The organism is Dictyobacter formicarum (assembly GCF_016587435.1).
Window position 1 is genome coordinate 449,246 of the sequence record NZ_BNJJ01000001.1, and the last position, 19,678, is coordinate 468,923.

14 protein-coding genes and 1 tRNA gene are annotated in these 19,678 nt (G+C 49.8%); 9 read left to right on the plus strand and 6 right to left on the minus strand.

The window, feature by feature from the left end; all coding sequences use genetic code 11:
- Positions 1–437 precede the first annotated feature (437 nt).
- The 4 genes from JMI88_RS01800 (at position 438) to JMI88_RS01815 (ending at position 7,635) form a co-directional block, all read left to right on the plus strand.
- Positions 438–1,256: a hypothetical protein gene (locus tag JMI88_RS01800; RefSeq protein WP_201360037.1), complete on the plus strand. Its 819-nt coding sequence runs from the start codon at positions 438–440 to the stop codon at positions 1,254–1,256.
- Positions 1,253–4,759 (plus strand): DNA-directed RNA polymerase subunit beta', encoded by a 3,507-nt coding sequence (gene rpoC / locus JMI88_RS01805; protein ID WP_201360038.1) that lies wholly within the window; start codon positions 1,253–1,255, stop codon positions 4,757–4,759. The genes JMI88_RS01800 and rpoC overlap by 4 nt, the downstream gene beginning before the upstream one ends.
- A gap of 277 nt (positions 4,760–5,036) precedes the next feature.
- Positions 5,037–6,818 (plus strand): hypothetical protein, encoded by a 1,782-nt coding sequence (locus JMI88_RS01810; protein ID WP_201360039.1) that lies wholly within the window; start codon positions 5,037–5,039, stop codon positions 6,816–6,818.
- Positions 6,819–7,053: 235 nt separating this feature from the next.
- On the plus strand, positions 7,054–7,635 hold the full coding sequence (locus JMI88_RS01815; RefSeq protein ID WP_201360040.1) for a hypothetical protein: 582 nt from the start codon (positions 7,054–7,056) through the stop codon (positions 7,633–7,635).
- A gap of 336 nt (positions 7,636–7,971) precedes the next feature.
- Here the strand turns inward: JMI88_RS01815 and JMI88_RS01820 are convergent, their stop codons facing one another.
- Positions 7,972–8,370, minus strand: a complete 399-nt coding sequence (locus tag JMI88_RS01820; protein ID WP_201360041.1) for a hypothetical protein — start codon at positions 8,368–8,370, stop codon at positions 7,972–7,974.
- 220 nt (positions 8,371–8,590) lie between these two features.
- Between JMI88_RS01820 and JMI88_RS01825 the strand changes: the two genes are divergently transcribed.
- Positions 8,591–8,654: transfer RNA gene (locus JMI88_RS01825), tRNA-Arg, on the plus strand.
- Between the two features lie 166 nt (positions 8,655–8,820).
- The gene (locus tag JMI88_RS01830) at positions 8,821–9,330 is read left to right on the plus strand and encodes an AAA family ATPase (RefSeq protein ID WP_201360042.1); all 510 of its coding nucleotides are present in this window, start codon (positions 8,821–8,823) and stop codon (positions 9,328–9,330) included.
- Positions 9,331–9,855: 525 nt separating this feature from the next.
- On the opposite strand, the gene JMI88_RS01835 is transcribed toward JMI88_RS01830, so the two are convergent.
- Together JMI88_RS01835 and JMI88_RS01840 are read right to left on the minus strand one after the other, a co-directional pair.
- Complete coding sequence (locus JMI88_RS01835; protein ID WP_201360043.1) at positions 9,856–10,653, minus strand: class I SAM-dependent methyltransferase; 798 nt, start codon at positions 10,651–10,653, stop codon at positions 9,856–9,858.
- Between the two features lie 126 nt (positions 10,654–10,779).
- Positions 10,780–12,396 (minus strand): ISL3 family transposase, encoded by a 1,617-nt coding sequence (locus tag JMI88_RS01840; protein WP_201360149.1) that lies wholly within the window; start codon positions 12,394–12,396, stop codon positions 10,780–10,782.
- A 237-nt stretch (positions 12,397–12,633) separates the two neighbouring features.
- Here JMI88_RS01840 and JMI88_RS01845 point away from each other — a divergent pair, with 237 nt between their 5' ends.
- Positions 12,634–14,271: an IS1182 family transposase gene (locus JMI88_RS01845; RefSeq protein ID WP_201360044.1), complete on the plus strand. Its 1,638-nt coding sequence runs from the start codon at positions 12,634–12,636 to the stop codon at positions 14,269–14,271.
- Positions 14,272–14,346: 75 nt separating this feature from the next.
- Here the strand turns inward: JMI88_RS01845 and JMI88_RS01850 are convergent, their stop codons facing one another.
- Positions 14,347–14,631: a hypothetical protein gene (locus JMI88_RS01850; protein WP_201360045.1), complete on the minus strand. Its 285-nt coding sequence runs from the start codon at positions 14,629–14,631 to the stop codon at positions 14,347–14,349.
- Between the two features lie 472 nt (positions 14,632–15,103).
- Between JMI88_RS01850 and JMI88_RS01855 the strand changes: the two genes are divergently transcribed.
- Positions 15,104–15,922, plus strand: coding sequence for a nucleotidyltransferase domain-containing protein (locus tag JMI88_RS01855; RefSeq protein WP_201360046.1), 819 nt, complete (start codon positions 15,104–15,106; stop codon positions 15,920–15,922).
- On the opposite strand, the gene JMI88_RS01860 is transcribed toward JMI88_RS01855, so the two are convergent.
- A complete protein-coding gene (locus JMI88_RS01860; protein ID WP_201360047.1) occupies positions 15,878–16,852 on the minus strand; it encodes a hypothetical protein in 975 nt (324 codons plus the stop codon). The genes JMI88_RS01855 and JMI88_RS01860 overlap by 45 nt on opposite strands.
- 177 nt (positions 16,853–17,029) lie before the next feature.
- Here JMI88_RS01860 and JMI88_RS01865 point away from each other — a divergent pair, with 177 nt between their 5' ends.
- Positions 17,030–18,358 carry a transposase gene (locus JMI88_RS01865; RefSeq protein ID WP_201360048.1) on the plus strand — a complete coding sequence of 443 codons (1,329 nt, stop codon included), beginning with the start codon at positions 17,030–17,032 and terminating at the stop codon, positions 18,356–18,358.
- On the opposite strand, the gene JMI88_RS01870 is transcribed toward JMI88_RS01865, so the two are convergent.
- A complete protein-coding gene (locus JMI88_RS01870) occupies positions 18,330–19,472 on the minus strand; it encodes an AfsR/SARP family transcriptional regulator (protein ID WP_201360049.1) in 1,143 nt (380 codons plus the stop codon). The two genes, JMI88_RS01865 and JMI88_RS01870, sit on opposite strands and share 29 nt — an antisense overlap.
- Positions 19,473–19,678: the final 206 nt, after the last annotated feature.

The window sequence follows — 19,678 nt, forward strand, 5'->3', positions numbered from 1 at the left end:
GATCCTTCACAGCGCACTTTGAGTTGAGAAAACATCGTTCTGATTCATTTCATCAGATTGAGACGTACAGTCCGCGTACAGAGCGTGCTTCTTTCTTTTACCTTTTTGAGCGAGAGCATTCCCACCTCGCTCATGTTTCACCTGCCACAATAGCAAAGAAATACACTGCCGAATTACCCGTGGCCTACCTACTCCTTCCCCACCCTACCTCTCTGTTGCCCCTCGAATCGTACGTTATCTGCCTCTGTTCTCAGAGGGAGGATTTTCTATGCTGGTGATGAGAAAAAAACTGAAGCCCCGTTCATGATCGAGATCAGATCACAACACTGAACCATCAACCAATCGCCTTTGTAGAAACAGAACTCATGATCAGCTTACGCATCTGTATGCATTCACAGACAGAGAGCAGTCTGCTCATTTGAAGGAGGATATCCCCTATGACTGTCTCCAACCAACCACCAGAAATACAGCAGAAATATCTGGCTCCCCAGGATTTCTCCATTTTAACGCTCGTGATGCAACAACGGGCAATCAGACTTGATCAGATGGTGTGTTTTCTCACAGCATGCAAAAGAAGATCACATAATCATCCAACGTTCTCCTCAAAAAGTAGCATCCATAACCGTATTGAACACCTCCAACGAGAAGGTCTGCTCAATCTGGAGCAGATTGAGCAAGGGCAACCAGCCTGGATGTGGCTTACCAAACAGGGCGTACACATACTTGGCACAACTGCACCGTGGAAGTGTCCTGGTCGCCATACTCTCCCATTCCTCTATGCCACCAATAGGGTTCGTCTTCTGCTTACCGAGCAGCATCCACAGGCAACATGGCGAAGCCAACAACAACTGAAGAACACAGAAAAAGGGTCCAATGTCTCTTCACTCCCAACAGCAGAACTGCTCACGGAATCAGAACAACGCATCGCTATTCACGTGATGGTCCGCCTGCTGGGAACATATGAACACATGCTGATACGTATGTTTGAGCAATTGGGCCGAAACACAGATGATAGAACCCCATACTATACTGCTCTCTGGTATTACGCCTCTGGCGAGGCAGAACAACAACTGCGAACAGCACGCGCCAGCGTTGCCACACTCACCACACAGGCGATTGCACGAAAAATCAGCATTATCTCCTATCCATTCCAACCACAACAGAGTTGGAACAATCATCGTCTCGCTGTTCAAACACACTCCTGGTCACGACATGAACAATCTGGTTCCATGAGGAGGAAGGAAGAAGAACCATGAGAACCTTCGATACGATCGCAGCACTTCGCATCGGCTTAGCCAGAGCTGAAGACATCCATCGCTGGAGCCATGGTGAGGTCACAAAACCGGACACTATCAACTACCGCACACAACAACCGGTCAAAGACGGCCTCTTCTGCGGGCGCATCTTTGGACCCACACGTGATTGGTCCTGCTCATGTGGAAAATATCAATACAGGCGTCAGGCTGGCCTCGTGTGTCGCACCTGTGGTGTTGAGCTTGCGCCGGCAACCGTTCGCAGAGAACGGATGGGGCATATTGATCTCGCAGCTCCTATCGTGCATCCCTGGTATAAGCGCACCATTGGCCTCCTGCTCAATCTCTCGCCCTGGCAAGTCACAGCACTCCTGGGATATCAGCGCTATATCGTCCTCCACATCAATGAAACGCAACGCAGCCATGAGCACCTTCATATCTCAGACATGCCGGATCCTGATGAGAAGGAAGTCTACCAGTATCTGCAGGCACTCACGATTGGTAATCTGCTCGACGTGGAGAAATATCATGCCTTATCCTCCCTGTTTCCAGGTACCATTGAGGCAAAAACAGGTGCCGAAGCGGTGCGCGATCTCTTGCGCACGCTTGACCTGGATGCCCTGTCAACACAGCTTCAAATAGAGATAACCACAGTAGGGACCAATACGAAGAAAGCAATCCGGCGCCTGCAGGTCGTTGAGGCGTTTCGCAGGTCCAAACAACGACCAGAATGGATGATTCTTACGGCCATTCCGGTCCTTCCACCTGAGCTCCGCCCGATTCTTGTCCTGGATGGGGGACGCGTGGCCTCTTCCGATTTGAATGACCTCTACCGTCGCATCCTGCATCGCAATAATCGTTTGAAGCGCTTTCTGAAACAGAACGCGCCGAACATTGTATTGAATAATGAACGCCGCCTGCTCCAGGAAGCCTGCCATGCGCTCTTTGATAACGCCCATACAAAGAAAAAGGTGACTGATGCTCGCCACAGACCTTTGAAGAGTCTTACTGATGTGTTGCAAGGCAAAGATGGCAGATTCCGTCGCAACTTGCTCGGAAAGCGTGTAGACTATTCAGGCCGCTCGGTGATTGTTGTCGGCCCCCAACTCCAACTCCATGAGTGTGGTCTACCCAAAGAGATGGCCTGCGAACTCTTAAAGCCCTTTCTCATTGGAAAACTCCTGGATCATCATTATGCCTCCAGTCCGAAAGCGGCCAAACGTATGGTTGAACGCCGAGACACAAAGATGTGGGATGTGCTGGATGAGGTGCTCTTCGAACGCCTGGTGTTGCTCAATCGTGCGCCGACGCTGCATCGCCTGAGCATTCAAGCCTTTCAACCACGGCTCATCGAGGGAAAGGCTATTCAACTTCATCCGCTGGTGTGTGCCGCATTTAATGCCGATTTCGACGGCGATCAGATGGCCGTGCACGTTCCACTGTCTCAAAGGGCGCAGCAGGAAGCGCGCCGTCTGCTGCTCTCAACCCGGAATGTGCGCCATCCTGCCTCCGGTGATCCCGCGATCACCCCGAGTCAGGATATCGTCCTGGGCTGTTTCTATCTCACAGAAGATCGACCGAGTCCCCAAAAAGCTGGACGTCTCTTCACCGATCGTAATGAGGCGCTGCTTGCACAGGAGGCCGGGTATATCGATCTCCACACACCTATCATCATACGTATAGGTGATATCCCTGTGTACATGGCACCTCCTCCTGTAAAACCCGAACATCCCACCCGTGGACGCATTAAAACAACCGTCGGACGCCTCCTCTTCAATGAGATACTACCCGAACACTGTGGGTACCGCAATTATCCACATACGAAAGAAGACTTGAAAGCGCTCGTTGCCGAATGTCTTTCGCAGTGCGGGGAAGAACGAACGGTACGACTGCTTGATGACATGAAACGGATCGGCTTTCACTATGCCACCAGGAGTGGCATCAGCTTCGCGCTCAGCGATATCACCATCCCGCCAGAGCGAGAAGTGTTGATTGAACAGGGGCGCACACAGGTCGCAGAGATAGATGCGCGCTACCATACCGGCGAGGTCACCTATGATGAGTGGTATCGGCATGTCATTGCCACCTGGACACATATTACCGATGAGATCAGTGGAAAATTAAGCACTGTCCTTGATCCTTTCGGCACCATCATGACCATCGTGAAGTCAGGTGCAACCAAAGCCAAATTTCAGCAAATACGGCAGTTGAGCGGCATCCGCGGCCTGATGGCAAGCCCATCAGGAAAGGTCCTTCCGATCCCAGTTCTCTCGAATTACCTCCATGGCCTGCTTGTCTGGGAGATTTTCATCGCAGCATCCGGTGCACGCAAAGGATTTATGGATCGAAGTCTCAATACGGCCATGTCTGGCTACCTGACGAGACGTCTGGTCGAAGCCGGGATGGACGTCATCGTCACCCAGGAAGACTGCCACACCACGGACAGCCTGCTCATCACCAACGATGTGTGTCACCGCAACGGGTTGCCAGATATGCGCAGCGCCATCATAGGGCGCGTTCTGGCAGAACACACTGGGCATGTCGCCGCAGGCACCCTCCTGGATGAAACCCTCGTTGATGAACTACTCGCGAATGGCGTCAAACACGTCTTTGTCCGTACACCGCTCTCTTGCCAGGCAGCACATGGCATCTGTCAGAAATGTTATGGGTCTGATCTAGCCACAGGCACGCTCGTCCAAAAAGGCGTGGCCGTTGGCGTTCTGGCAGGCCAGGCGATTGGAGAACCCGGCACGCAACTCACCATGAGGACCTTCCATTCAGGTGGTATTGCCAACAATGCAGCCGACATTACGCTGGGTCTCCCTCGGGTCGATGACCTCTTTGAAGTCCATATGCCCGCGCAAGCCGCGCCAATGGCGGAGCGACATGGTATCGTGAAGACAATAGCAACAGATGCAGGAACAGACGGCTATCTGCTTCACTTCGTGTCGCCACATGGAGAGCCATACGAGGAATGGAGCACCCGCATCCCACTGAGGCGAAAGCTGACGGTAAAGGAGGGGCAACATATCACACCAGGAACGCCACTTACCGAAGGCCCTCTTCATCCCCAGATCATCTTCCAGCTGCTGGGATCGGACATGGCCCAACGCTACCTGATCCAGGAAATACAAAAGATCTATCGTGGGACTGGAGCCATCGTGCATGATAAACACTTCGAGGTTATTCTCAGGCAAATGATGCGCTCTGTCCGCGTCACCGATGCAGGTGACACGGATCTTCTCCCAGGCTCGATCATCGATCGCTTTACCTTCCAGCAGTGTGTTGCGGATATCCTCGCCCAGGGAGGCAATCCAGCACGAGCGCAACCACAGCTCCTGGGGTTAACCACTGCCATTTTACAGACACAGAGCTGGATTGCCGCCGCATCGTTCCAGGATATGAGCCGCGTACTTGCTCGCGCCGCTATTCACCACCAGCAAGATCACCTGGTCGGTTTCAAAGAAAGGCTCATCGTTGGGAAAAAGCTTCCTGAATTGAGGTGAAACGGCAACCTGGACAAGCGAAACTCACAGATAAGTCAACAATAATTATTGCTTGTCCAGCAGATGATTACACTTCTTTCAATATTGTCTACTTTATCACACTGTGATGTATTTTACACTTTGTTCAACTATACTCGTGTAAAATAGAAGAAAGTATGAACGCGAGCAAGAAACCTGTATGGCACATGAATGAATTTCAATAGGGACAATCCATATATTGCTATGCTATAGAAATACGCCGATATATATGCACCTCTCTGTGAAAGGAAGCACACTCATGTCTCAAAATAGCATGCATGCCCGAACCTATTTGATAATCGCAGGAATGGTTGGACTCTTGATGGCGATCGTCGTCACGGTTCGGCTCTCTCTCCCAACCATGCCACTACTTGGTCAGCTCTCTCAATTTTCGCTGCCGATACGTACAGCCATTATCGCCAGGCTTCTTTCACCTCTGCTCAGCTTTGTCCTTATAGGAGGGTGGATCTGGGTGCTTCTGTCACTAGGCGAGCAATTTTTCTTCTCGCACGAGAACAAAGAACATGCAATCCTTGCCACGCCGTCTTCAGAAACCACGCATCAACACCCTCAATATACAGAAGAGCAATTCGTCACACCGCACACAAACCACCCAGAACCATTGACCATACAAAAACGCATCGCGGTCCCTCCACTCTTTCAACTAGATCCAACCGATCCCTGGCAGCAAGGCAATCTTCCAACGACCCCATTGCCCATCACAAACCCTGGCTGGTCTGCGAACGTCAATCGCACAGAAGAAGAAACGAAAAACGAGAATGATGAGCATACAGGAGCTCCCCCACCAGAGCAGGCCCAGCCACCACAAACCCTCAACACGCCTTCACAGCAGGAAGAGCAACAGCAAACAGAAGAACCCAAAGAAGCACAACCATTATTCTCTTTACAGCTACCAAAACAATCTGATTCGACGCCCACACCAGTCACATTGACACTCCTCAAACAGATTCGCTGCTGGATACAGGCGGATGACGGGACACAGGTGGAAGTCAAGTTGCGCAAAGGAGAGAACGCGATTCGCCTGATTCAACTTGCCTACATCGCCTGGCGAAGAGGAAATGCCGTCGACCGAGATAAAGTCCTGACCTATGCTGTCGCCCGTGGAAAAAGACGTGATATGAATGTAGATCAGTTGGGAGAGGTCTTTGATGCAGCCAAGCGCTATCTTCGCCAGGATTTAGATCGCGCCGTCAAAGATTTGGAAAAGAACGGCCATCCTGTCACGGGTAATATTGATTTCTTCAGTAATGAGCCAGGATTTTATTCACTTCACCCATCGTGCCGAGCCATTGACCTTGATGAAATTGAAGAACACGACAACACGATCAAGGTTGCGCGCAAGGAAGGGCTTCTGGATGAAAAGCTCGATGGCACTATGCCTGACTGGGTCATACAAGCTTGTCAGAAGCTCATTGATGCCTATCCAGGAGATTTCATCCAATCACTGCTAGAGAAGTTCCCTGAAGAGTTTGGCCCCTGGGCCAAAGAGCCTGTGACCCTGTATCGCGACAAGTATCTGGATGCGCTACTGATCATGGCCAACCATGAAAGCGCCCTGGGCCGAAACGTCTTTGACAACAAACTTTCTACGGAACAAAACGAAGAGCAGCGTAGACATCATATTGGCAGGGCAGCACAGCTGTTCTATGACTATGCTATGTACGCCATCAACACGCGCTGGGACAAAAAAGTAAAATTCGCCTATAGAGCCGACAAAGATGGTGAGCGCGTCATCAGGGCCGCTCGTGCGATGCGGCGCTGTGTCGTCGAACTAGGAATGCTCGGCAATCCCGATATGATCGACCAGGTCTATCTCGCATTCAAAGAACGCATGTCGACACTCAGCGAAGGCACCTGGAAGCCAGACAAGGATACCGAAAACGATGTGGCCGAAGCCAAAAAGACCACCAATGCCTATCGCTTCTCATTGCAACTATCATCCCAGCAACAGGGGCAGGTTCAAGCCAGGTCCAAAGGGGCCACGAACGAAAGTCTGAGCACGCCTCACCGCACACCATAAAAAGGCGGTGGCTTGCGGCGGGCTAAAATCCTGCGTCAAGCTGCCCCTCTCCTCTCTCTCTGGTGCCCTGCAGCTCCCCTGTTACTCTCCACCAAAGCAGCATAGACTCAATATCAAGGGTATATCGAAGTACTGTATACCTCGCAGAAATGCCGTATACATGTACAACACTGATGAGTCAATTTCTTGCCCTGACAGAAAATAACTTCATAGCAGGAGCGAAAGGAAAACAGCGATGTCTTTACACAGGAAGCCAAACAACTATCGTACATTTCACATCGCCATTGCAGGCGCAGCAGCCATTGGAGGTTGGTGGATCTGGAAGAATGCATCGAAAAAAAAGAGGGAGAGTATGCACGATCAAGTGAAACAGTCACTAAAGAACGTCGACCTCCATGAATGGCTATCAGAAAAACATAGAAATATTCAAGAAATGTCACCGCTACAGGATATGCGTACCCCTCGAGGAATTTCGTGTGTGCTCTACCATTCCTATGTCTCAGTAGATGAAAGTAATATCTGTAAACCAAACCATTGGCATGCAACGTACTGGCTCCGATTCGTTGCGATCATTGAACAGGAGCCACGATGTGCTATTGTCCAGCATAGTGACACCAAACGCTATTACCTGATGATACAGGTTTCTGCAGAACACCCTCTTCCCTGCGACAGTTGCATTGCCCCTCATGAAATATATCGCTTGCCTGTCCAGGATCACTATGGCTACTTTGTATTCGCTCCTCAGCAAGGCCTCGATGGTTTTGCGTCCTTGCAACATGCACAAGAGGCAGCGCTAACACTGTCGACTTCTCTCTGAACTTGCCTTACTTTCATGGCTAAAGAAATAGATGTCTACTAGCCACGAAAGCGGGGCAATCACAGGCTCAATAAGGCGGGATATGTGGCAAACAAAAATGAAGCCTTTATCCCTGCCTTATGGGCATCTAATCAGTGTCACACAACTCCAGCAAAGCAAAAACCAACATATACAGATCAAGACTTGCACCATCTGGCGAAAACACACACATCAACAATCGCGAATACAATAAAGCCAGTTTGGGGATGGGTGTCATTTTTGATAATGAAGCACCACCTTCTGGTATTTGATTTGTAGCTCTTTGGCCCAATCATCTACTTCACACAGCGGCATGCGTCAACAGTCATATCCCAAAATCTCACTGACAATGGACATCTCTCGTTCCGCAAATACAACTGTTCCGTCCTCATCTATATGTCCGATACCATCAAGCACAAGTCCTGCTTCGTTGATATCGATAGCATCTTGCAACGTCATCTTCTCGGGGAGAACAACTTTTACACCACATTCATCTACACAGACAGGATATCCTCCAGGTAATCCATTTGGGGCAGGGGCATGGGTAATAATCCCAGTATCATTGACGATACCATCAAAAACGACGGCTGCCTCAGCAGCCGTCATGATATTCCCAATACCACCGCCAGTTCTCCTGAGTGTGGATCTGAATTGTTGGAAAACTGCTGATTGATCAATTGTGGAGGTTTTATCAATACCATTGATAGAAATAGACAACGAGAGCGGGACATCATTAAGCGGGATGCGAGACATCCAATAGCTTACTGTGGTTTGACAATCGGTTTGTCCAAAACTGGCACTTTATCGGTCAATGACTGTGTTGGACATTTTATGGTTCAAAGATGCAAAGTAGTTCAACGGCTTGAAAAACCATTCTAGATAGTGGCCCTTGAAAGCAGATGGATTTGCTGGCAATAAGACTCACGTGTGGGGCCGTAGCTCAGCTGGATAGAGCACCAGATTCCTAATCTGGGGGTTGAGGGTTCGTCAAAAATGCTTCCTGCATTTTTGGGCGGCTCGCTTCGCTGCGCCGCCCACAAGGGCAAATGGTCAGGAGACCATTTGTCAATCCCGCCGGTCAAACCTCATACTTGAACACTCATATCTGCTCGTCATGATACCGTAGGGACACTTGCTGTATTATCTCGTTGGTCGTATACTTAAGCCATGGGCATAAGAAATTATCTGATTGAAGGTGTTTCCGGCACCGGCAAAACTTCGGTCTGCACAGAATTGCAGCGGCGCGGCTACCAGGCCATTCATGGTGACCGGGAATTGAGGTATAAAGGTGATCCGAAAACAGATACACCGACGGATACCTCCGCAAATGATCGCCACCTATCCCCCCTTTGGGATGTAGAGAAAGTCCAAACCCTCGCCGCTAACAAGGATGAGGCTGTCACCTTTTTCTGCGGCGGTTCAAGGAATTTTTCCCAATTCATCCAGTTATTTGACGGCGTGTTTATCCTTGATGTCGACCTTGACACCTGTCTTCGGCGGATTGATGAGCGAGTGGCACTGGACCCAACTGACTGGGGCGGAAGACCAGAGGAACGAGAAATCATTGCGCGCTTGCATCAAACGAAAGAAGCTATACCGAAAGACGGCATCATCATCGACGCCACCGCACCTCTCATGCGCGTCGTTGACGAGATCGTCCGTCACATAACTCTTTAGAGCGGTATTCACAAGGCAAGTGCCATATGGCTAAAGAGCCAATCGCCATCAATGTGGAAGTCCAGAAAGAAGCATAGCGCGCCTTTCCATATGCCGCATCATTTGGGCTGACCACGGAGCACACACAGCAGTCAGCCCTTTCCTATGTATCCACCTTTTTTCTCTTTCCTAACAAGACACAGTTCTCAGAGCGGCCCTCTCAGTCTTTCAAACTCCTGGTCAATCAACCTTCTTTGATCCAGTTTCCTTAGCGTTGTTTTTCGGGCTCTGACTCAATTTTGATGATCACGATAGTAGAGTTAAACGTGATGCTTCGATAGGAAGTCATGTGCTTACTCGCTCTTGCAGGACCAGATGCAGTCTTTTCACAGTTTTGACCCATATCCTGGCTCTTGTCCACTCTTGGGGTTTTCTGTTTGCTTGCTCGCTCTTCTCCCCATGCCATGAACTTGACACAAAGAAGCATTTCCAGGTGTTTGAAACACCTGAAAATGCTTTTCAATACAGTACGGCGAGAGGCGAGAATCAGGTGCGTGGACAGTAGGTAGCCCAGAAGCCGAACCAGGGTGGAGCATAGGCAACAAAATGATCCCAGGTTCCCGGCTCTGCTTCTCCGTTTGGAAACAGGTGCAGATCCTCGCTCAGATGCTGAAGAACAAAGCCCTCATCGCTCAGGCCATTGATCAGCGAACTCAGCGTATGGCGGTACTCGCGCAAGATGGGAATGGGCTCGCCATGATAGTTCTCACGCGCGTAGGCCCAAGGTTGATCCTCGCTTTCCAGAAGCATTCCCTCGATGTAGGGATACTTCAGGCTGTAGCCATTGCCATTCCAATCCTTGGGCGTCAGGCCACAGGTGAAAGGATTGGCACACTGCATATGGTAGATCCCACCAACATGCAAGACCCGTGCAACTTCGTGAAAAACGGCGCGTGCATCAGGGACGAAGTTCAGCGAGTAGGGGTGCCAGACGATATCGAAGGATGTCGAGGCTATGGCCGAGAGGTCCCGCATGTCACCTTGCACCGTCTTGATGGCGACATGATAGTGTTCTGCCACCTGTTGATCACGTGCAAGTTGGCCCTCGGCGATATCCAGCACCGTCACCTCAGCGCCGAGCAGCGCGAAAGCGGCTGATTGCTGACCGCCGCCGCTCGCCAGGCAAAGAACTTGTTTCCCCCGTATACTCCCCAATCGCCCCTCTGGATCAATGTTGCCCTGCGCACTCTTCGCATCGAGCTCTAACGCTGGTCTGCTAAAGAGTGCATTCGCTCCTGCCAGTGCATTCCAACGCTTCTGATTATGTTGGGAGATGTTGTCCACGAGAAAATCCTCCTTGTTGTTTTCACACGTCCCATTGCCTCTGACTCAAGAAGAGAGATCGCGAAGATGTTGAGGAGACGCTGGTATTTCATACAATCTCTCATCTGCCCCTCTCTCAGGCGTCTCCTACACTGCATGAAGCACCCGTTGGCGGAGCAAGGCAAAACCAGCTCTGCCATACATCGTTCGCTTGATCAGCTTCAATTTTGTCACATGGCCCTCAACCATGCCATTGTTAATCGCCCAGGTTAAACCAGCTTGCACCGCATCTTTGTCCTTTTCTACCCCAGCAGCAAATGACTGAAGTTCTGGCAGCTCGCTCTCTGCAACCCTGACCAGCCAGGCATCTAACCGCTGCCCTTCTCGTTTGTGGACCATGGATAAAAAATCTTGCAGGAGGTCATACGCCTTTTTCAAGGGGGCACTTGCCTCACAGAAAGCAGCCAGATCCTCGCGCTCGATCTCATCGAGCTTTTCTGGATCACGTACAAACAGCCAGATGGCGGTATTGGCGGTCCATTTTTGCAGACGATGCACGTCGATTGAAGCCCTCACCTCAGCCTGTTTGAGTGGTTCCAGATAGCGGTAGACGGTGCGCTCCGAGCCATCGTAGCCTTGCTCCTTGATCTCGCGATAAATCGCCAGGCCGTTTCGCTCACCGGCTTGCCAGCGCGAGAGGACATAAGACGCGTAGATCTCGAAAGAACCAGGTCGCCGCCGCCGCCGCTTGGCGTCAGGGAAGGTGTCGGCTTTCAGCCAACGCTGAATGGTTCGTCCTGTTACACCGAGAATCCTGGCAATCTCTTGGGGTGGTTTTCCGAGACGGTTGAGTTCGACTGCCTGTTCATAGCGTGCCGAGCGCTCAGATCGTCTGGCTCGTTGCACGCGCTCTATATGAGCTGGGATTTTCGGACGCCATTCTTCGATGGAAATGAAGGGTTTGTTTTGTTCATCCTGGCTTGGCTCGTCCGGTTTCTTTTCTGTCAGGATTTCGGCCTGACAGCGCGCCAGAAGCACCTGAACAGCTTCGGTCAGGTTTTTCACCACGTGGAACCTGTCTGCGCACTGGATAGCCTGGGGAGCGCCTTCTCGCGCAGCGGAGGCATATTCGCCTCCTCGATCACGACTGATCACCGCCAGATCTGGCTGTTGGTACATCCACCGGGCTGCGGTTTCCGCCCGGCGATCGGGTAAGAGATCCACTACGCGGTGGCTTTCCAGGTTGACCAGGATGGTGCCGAACCGATACCCACGTCGAAAACTAAAATCATCGATGCCCAGGTACACAACGGAACTCCCAGAAATATCTGGCAAAGCCATGATGCGGCGCAGGATCGTCGGACGCGTGGTTGGTATCTCCAGGCGAGCGGCGAGTCTGGCTCCCCCTTTGCCGCAGGTCGCTAACCCGATCGACGTAATGTGTTGGCAGCAACGGATCGTCATCCTGGCCCACGGCTCGACAAAGGAAGGAAGCCGCTCGGTAAACACTTTCTGGGAGCAGTATGGATTACGGCAGTAGAATTTGCGCACAGTCAGGATCAGTTGAACCTGGCGACCCACACAGGGAGCATCTCGTAACGTGCGGCGATAGTGCGTCTTGATGGAATCTGAGGATTGAGTACACAGTGGACAACACGATGTGGGATGCGAAGCCTCGACTGCAATCACCAAACCATGTTCAGTGATTTGGATCTGCTCGACACGCATCCCTTCTGGTAAAGAAAGTAGAGATGCCTCTTCCATCATGGACTCCCTCTTGCGAGAAAAACACATGTTTAGATGAGACTATATCACCATTTCCCGATATATAGCAAAGCAAGCGAGCAGAAAACCCCAAGAGTGGACAAGAGCCATATCCTGACTCTTACGCAACCTGACACTGTTGGCGAACTCCCTTCCCCTCGCTAAATGAGAGGAAACCTGTTATGCTCGGACAAGAAGAGATCGTAAAGCAAGCTCTGAGCCAAAGAGGAGAAGGATATGTCACTCAAACCAGAACCTATTCATCCCGTACCTCAAGAAACAGCGCGCGTTGCCAAGGCAGCCTTCCCAAAAGGGAGCACCTTTATCCGCATGCGAGACGAACTCGGTATTCTCTACCAAGATGAAGCGTTCGCTGCCCTTTTTCCGCAAAACGGTCAACCCGCTCTGGCTCCTTGGAGACTAGCCTTGATTACCATTATGCAATTCGCTGAGGAACTATCTGATCGACAAGCGGCCGACGCAGTGCGCGCTCGCCTCGATTGGAAATACGCACTCAGCTTAGAATTAGAAGATAGTGGCTTTGACTTCTCGGTCCTGAGTGAGTTTCGCTCACGACTCCTTGGAGGCAATGCTGAATATCTCCTGTTTGACACGATGCTCGATCATTTCAAACAACGAGGTCTTGTCAAAGCCGGTGGGAGACAGCGCACAGATGCCACCCACATCTTAGCCAAAGTCCGTGCCTTACATCGCGTGATGTGTGTTGGTGAGACCTTTCGTGCCACCTTAAACAGCCTGGCTGTTGTTGCTCCCACCTGGCTTCAGTCGTTTGCTCCAGAAGAATGGCATATCCGCTATGACCATCGGATGGAGGAGCATCGCTTCCCACGGGACACAATCAAGCGCATCGCAGCGGCTCAAACGATAGGAGCTGATGGATACCAGTTGCTCAATGCAATTGACACCACTCCAGAGCTCCACTGGTTGTACCAGGTTCCGGCGGTGCAAACCTTGCGACGCGTGTGGCTCCAGCACTTTGAACTGGTCGATGGACATGTCCACTTTCGTTCCGATGACAATATTCCACCGCCGGCAACGATGATTTGCTCCCCCTATGATACTGAGGCGACATATGGTCGCAAACTCACGACCTGGTGGGTGGGATACAAAGTGCATCTGACGGAAAGCTGTGATGAGGACCAACCTCGGCTGATCACACATGTTGAAACGAGTCCTGCTGGGAAGGGAGATGTCGATGTGACGCCAGTGATCCATCAAGCCTTAAAAGACAAGCAATTACTGCCCAAAGAGCATTTGACCGACACGAACTATGCAGAGTCCAAACAATTCGTCGCCAGCCAGGTGGACTATGGAATTGATTTGATCGCTCCAACCAGAGCGGATAACAAGTGGCAAGGCCAGGCCAAACAGGGTTTTGCAGCCAGCAGTTTCCAGATCGATTGGCCTGCACAACAAGCCATCTGTCCAACTGGGCACCCAAGTTCAAGTTGGACGCCAGCCATTGATCGACGTGACAATGAGGTCATCAAAATCAAGTTTTCGACCAAGGATTGCCAAGCATGCCCTTGCCGTTCTCAATGTACCAGGACGGATCGACGAACGATTACCGTCAGGAAAGAGGAACATCACATGGCCTTAGAGAAGGCCAGAGCACGCGAAAAAACTTCTGAGTTCTGGAAGGTCTACGACCAACGAGCTGGGATCGAGGCGACGATGTCACAGGGAGTACGAGCGTTTGACATGCGCCGAAGTCGGTATGAAGGATTTTCTAAAACCCATCTCCAACATCTTGCCTGTGCCACAGCAATGAACATCGTGCGTGTGTTAGCCTGGTTGGAAGAACCGTCCGTTGCCAAGACACGAACCTCTCACTTTGCAGCCTTAGCTGCTTGAGTTTGAGAAGTTCGCCAACAGTGTCAGGTTGCGTAAGAGTCAGGATATGTGTCACCAGCGAGGACAAAGAGATTGTCAAATCACACTTACGTACCGAGACATAATCAGACGCACATCTACCTGCTCACGTGGCATATTAAGCAGACCAGCTACCGCTTGCCGAAGCGCAGGAACATTATTCGCCAGATCTTCAATACCTGTTGTCGGTGCCAAACCAACTTTGGCCAGAATAGGATTGACCACATCAGGATAGATCGCATTGAGCACCTGAACCGTCTGTCCCGACATGCTTACCGCTTGCATCAGCTTATAAATCAATGCAAGATGCCAGGGAAGTCGAGGACCAAGTTGGGCTGACAACAAACGCTTTGCTACAGGACCCGGAAGATCCTGAAATATGTCCTTTTTGAAGTGTTGCAGCACATACAATAATATCTGGTTGAAAAGCTGCGATGGTTTCTGCCGTTTGCTCTCTCTGCTCTAGATCAAGATACGTACAGGCAATGTCTGGCTCATAGCCAAGTTGTAAAGCGGACAAAAGGGAGAGATTTGTGCGCTGCTGTAGATAGTCCAGGTTTCTTCCCCCAACAAGGAATGAATGTCGTCCGCTAGTGCGAACAAGCGGGTCAAACATGTGAGAACCAAGGTCACCCAGGCCAATAAACAAGATGCGTTTTGAAGCCACATTTCCTCCGTACACTATTGAATTTAGTATGTATATCTCCGTCGCAGAAACGATAGAAAGAGATGACATAAGCAGCTTTGTTGTATCTATCCAGGAACAATCTCAACCTTAAAGTAGTGTATAATTCATAGAAAGTTCAGTTTTGCTATGAAAGGTTCAACAATGGCATCTGTATCTCCATATCTGTCTGATGCATTTTTGCAAAAACTGGTTGCTGACATCGACGATGAAACGGTTACAGCTATCATTCTTCATGGCAGCTATGCACGTGGAGATGCAAAACCTCCATATAGTGATATCGACATCGTCAGGATCACACGAGAGACACCTGAACGGCCTCAACAAAAACAATTCATCTGGTATGAAAGCTATCTCCTCAATCTTTCAAGCCGTCCACTCTCTATTTATCGAGAATGGCTACGCATTCCACAAGAGGCTATTTTCCGAGTATCGACGATTCGAGATGCTCACATCCTACTTGACAAAGAGGGGATATTTCATGCATTCCAGGAAGAAGTATCTCATTGGACATGGGATCCTCTGCAAACAAATGCAGATATATATGCAAGCAAAGTACTTGTCGAGTTATCAGAAGTTATACTCAGAACATTGGGAGCCATCCAGAGGAACGACACAACAATGCTTGTCGAACGCATCTGTCTACATATTCTTCCAGCAGTGATGGAAGCTGTCGGCGTACAAGGCGGAATTCTTGCGAAAGGCGATCATTACCTCCAACAAGTTCAAGAGGTACTGGGTCTCCAATCAAACTGGACACGATATTATATGGAAGCAGCAGGAGTATCCCCTTCCTCACCTTTTATGAGACAACGAGGAATTGCCGCCATCCGCCTTTATCAAGAAACAGTATTCAGACTCAGAAACCATATTCAACCGGAACATCAGGATACAATAAACACATTAATCAACCAGATTGATCATGCGCTGCAAAAAAAGGTTCCCTAGATCATATATACGTGCCTCTGTTGGCCATACTTCTTTCATCTGTTGAAAAACGGTAAAGGCTTCTTGAAAGCGTTTACGACTGCCAATAACAGTAGAAGCTTCTACAGCTGTTTTAATATAAGCACATGCTTGCTCTAGATCTCTTACAGCAGCCAGGGCCTTCGCCTGATAGTTGAGCAATTCAACTCGAATGCGCTCAGGAATTTGTTCTGTAGGCTCAAGCGTAGGAATTTCTTGGAGGATCTTGTGCGCTTTTAATGGTTGCCCCAGTTCCAAATGGTTTAAACCATCCCATAGTATTAGTGTATGATAGCTCGCATTAATAGTGCGAAGATATCCAGGCTCATTTTGTCTATCGCCGGGATACTTTTCATATGCTATCCCCATAAAATGATGCGCTTCTTGCTCTTGTTGTAATTGGGCATACACACCAGATAAGGCTGAATAAATACATGCTTGCAAACGCGGAGAAACATCTTTCAGAAGTGGAAGAGCTCGTTGATAGGTTTGTAAAACGTTTTGGGGAAGCGCCAGGTAATCGAATGTAACAGCGAGCTGCCGAAGAGCTGCTACCTGCAACTCCACATTTTGAGCACATTCTGCATACCATATTGCTCTTTCACTATAACTTTGTCGGGATTGCAAATCATTATGATGCCCTACTAATGATGCCGCTAATACATACGCCTGAGAAGTTATTGCAGCGGCCGATTTCTGATGGGGAGATTGAACTTGCGCAAGCGCTTCAATCTGTGGAAGATACGACCACAGCACACGTTCTGCTGTCTTCAATTCATTCCCTTCACTCAAGCTCCGACAAGTCTCTGTTAATTGAGAAAAATCATCCAGGGTCTCTGTGGAAATCTTTCGTGAAGAACGTTGCTTTACAGTTGGAAACTCTGAGAGGGGTGCAACTAAAGTATTTTTCAAAATGGGCTTTCCGAACGACTGTTGATTGTTTTCTCATTCTCTAAAAACGAGAGCAACTAAATCGCTGATCGAAAAGTCCACCTGTTTTCTCTAGAAATATCGTTTTTGCTTGACAAAAGAGAAACTCCTTTGCAGTGTATTCATATCACAACAACTGCTCCAAAGGAGTCGCTAGATATGATACCTGTTTCTCACATCTTTGACCAGTCCATCCTGGCCGCTCTCCTTGACCATGATCCTGTGGTTCAGGAGTATCGTGCCTTCTTTTCCTTGATTGATTGGTCCCTGGTTGACCGCTGGGAACGTTGCCAATCTTCGCATCGACGACCACCACTTCATCCTGAAAGCGCCTACATCAAAGCCTTTCTCTTGCGCATTCGAGAAGGGCTGCTCTATTCAACGCAACTACGACAGTTTCTGCTCAAACATCCTCTGCTCATCATTGACTTCGGCTTTCATTTGGTGCTTGATCCTCAGGCTCCCTACGGCATTGATGCTTACAGGACCCTCCCCTCGCGCTTTTGGCTCGGGAAAAAACTGCGTCTGCTGGATCAGAGCCTCCTACAACAGATGCTTGAGGCCACCGTGTCCGCATTACAGGCCCAAATCCCTGGACTTGGAGAAACGGTGGCCTTCGATGTCAAACATATCTACGCCTGGGTCAAAGAAAACAACATGCGGGCGTATGTGAAGGAACGTTTCAACAAGGATCAGATCTTGGTGGGCGATCCTGACTGCACGCTGGGTGTCAAGCGCAGTACCAACCAGGAACAGGAGGATGGATCAAGCAAAGAGAAAAAAGAATTCCTTTGGGGCTATGGTTCAGGTGTTGCCGCTGCCACGACCCCTGACTATGGCGATGTGGTGCTCGCTGAATATACCCAGCCTTTCAATGAAGGCGATATCACGTATTTTCGTCCGCTCTCTCACCGAACGGCGCTCGCTTTGCAACACTTTCCCACCCATATTACGGCGGATGCCGCCTTCGATGCCTGGTATGTCTATGAAGCGGCGGTTCGTCATGGCGGGATTGCAGCCGTTCCGCTCAATCAGCATGGACATTTGGTCTACGAACGAGCCTCCGATGGGGTTCCATTGTGTCCCAAAAAGCTCCGGATGCAGCCAACCTATCAATTTGATCATACCTACGGATATCGGGCTCAACGTTTTCGCTGTCCCCTGCTGTTTCCGCACGCCACTGGAGAGGGGTGTGATCATGGGCAATTTGTCAAAGGCAAAGGCTGTGTCAAAGACGTCAATTGGGAAAAAGGAGCACTCATGCGTGTCACCTTGAATCGCGAGAGTCCGCTCTACAAGGCCATCTACACACAACGAACGAGTTGCGAACGCATCAATAGCCAGGCAAAAGAGCTTGGGATCGAGCGCCCCAAAGTGCATAACCGCCGCTCTGTGGCCAATCTAAATACATTAACCTATGTGATTATTAATGTACGTGCTCTCAGTCGAGCCATTTCGATCAATAGAGGACTTCTACCAATGATTTAGTTGCACCCCTCAACTCTGAGGGATTAAAACTACACAATGCATTCACATCTACCGAGACCATGGGGGACAAAGCAGTCGCCCCCATCCAACCAATGAAGTTTTGAAGCATAGTGCGACGAGATGTATTCAAGGGAAATGCTCCGTCTAAAACATGCGGTATCTCCAGGTTATCCTGAACAGCACGAGTAAAAGAAGAGGATAATATTTGTTGTTGACATTGCTTGCCTGATATTGGGTAGTCTACAGATCCGTATTGAATCTGCTTCACTTTACAATACTCCGCACTATCTTTCGTACGTTCATCAGGCAAAACACCATCCTCTTGCAAAATACTACAGAGTTGATCATAATATCCAAGCGCCTCTTGATACCGATCTTGTTGAATAAGAATTTGCATCAGGAGACGTAATGCATCTTCATCCTTTGGATGTTGCTGCCAATACGTACGCAGGAGAAGGAGTGCTTCAGAAGCTCCCGCTGTACCATAGCGAGATAGGAACAAATGGGCTAGAGCATGAACGGTTTGACGATAATAGCCCTCAACCTCGTTTCGTCGCTGCACTGCCCAATCAACATATCGATCATCAGGCAGAAATACGCCACGCTTGCCAAGAGCATAGGCACGTTCCCAGAATGGCTGGGCATCATCACCAAACCGTTCCATACGAGCGGCCTGCTCAACATTCCATATCAAAGCATCGACATCTAGCCACAGTTGAGGAGCCTCAGCCAGTTGATAGATCATGCCATTCTCTTTTCCTGCACGAAAAGAACGTAACAGGCTCTCACCAGTGACAGGATGGCAGACCATCTTACGCAAAACAGAAAAGATATTTTCTAACCGGTGGGCTGCTGCATTGCGTCCATTCTCAGGCCAGAATTGCTCCATAATCCAGTCTCGATGTGCTCGCCGCTGTGGCTGACACAACAGTAATTTGAGCAACGAGAGTGCTGCCGCATGATCTCTTCCTCTACCAGAGAGATCAGCCTTGGAAAGAGCTTCTCCTGTCACGGGGTCCATCCACTCAACTGTACAAGCACCACAGAGCCAGATACGTACTAATGGAGAGCCTAGCACGTTTCTTTCATACCTCTCATACTGTACATCTCCCATAGCTCATTCTCCCCCAGAAACATATATTCTGCCCTAAAACGTTTCTCTCGTATTATAGCAGTGGGGTGCTCTGTAGGGATACCCCTTCTACAGAAATACTACCCGGCCTTTTTCCTCCCAAACTCCTACCAAGCAATAAAAAAAGCGGGTGAACTCCTCATTCACTCCTCACACTGACAAAGATGTGCGAAAAAAGGCCTTTCTGA

Coding starts and splice junctions, on each gene's coding strand:
- JMI88_RS01865 (WP_201360048.1), top strand. CDS start 17,030: ATGATACCTGTTTCTCACATCTTTGACCAGTCCATCCTGGCCGCTCTC.
- JMI88_RS01810 (WP_201360039.1), top strand. CDS start 5,037: ATGTCTCAAAATAGCATGCATGCCCGAACCTATTTGATAATCGCAGGA.
- JMI88_RS01815 (WP_201360040.1), top strand. CDS start 7,054: ATGTCTTTACACAGGAAGCCAAACAACTATCGTACATTTCACATCGCC.
- JMI88_RS01840 (WP_201360149.1), bottom strand. CDS start 12,396: ATGGAAGAGGCATCTCTACTTTCTTTACCAGAAGGGATGCGTGTCGAG.
- JMI88_RS01855 (WP_201360046.1), top strand. CDS start 15,104: ATGAAAGGTTCAACAATGGCATCTGTATCTCCATATCTGTCTGATGCA.
- JMI88_RS01845 (WP_201360044.1), top strand. CDS start 12,634: ATGTCACTCAAACCAGAACCTATTCATCCCGTACCTCAAGAAACAGCG.
- JMI88_RS01870 (WP_201360049.1), bottom strand. CDS start 19,472: ATGGGAGATGTACAGTATGAGAGGTATGAAAGAAACGTGCTAGGCTCT.
- rpoC (WP_201360038.1), top strand. CDS start 1,253: ATGAGAACCTTCGATACGATCGCAGCACTTCGCATCGGCTTAGCCAGA.
- JMI88_RS01830 (WP_201360042.1), top strand. CDS start 8,821: ATGGGCATAAGAAATTATCTGATTGAAGGTGTTTCCGGCACCGGCAAA.
- JMI88_RS01800 (WP_201360037.1), top strand. CDS start 438: ATGACTGTCTCCAACCAACCACCAGAAATACAGCAGAAATATCTGGCT.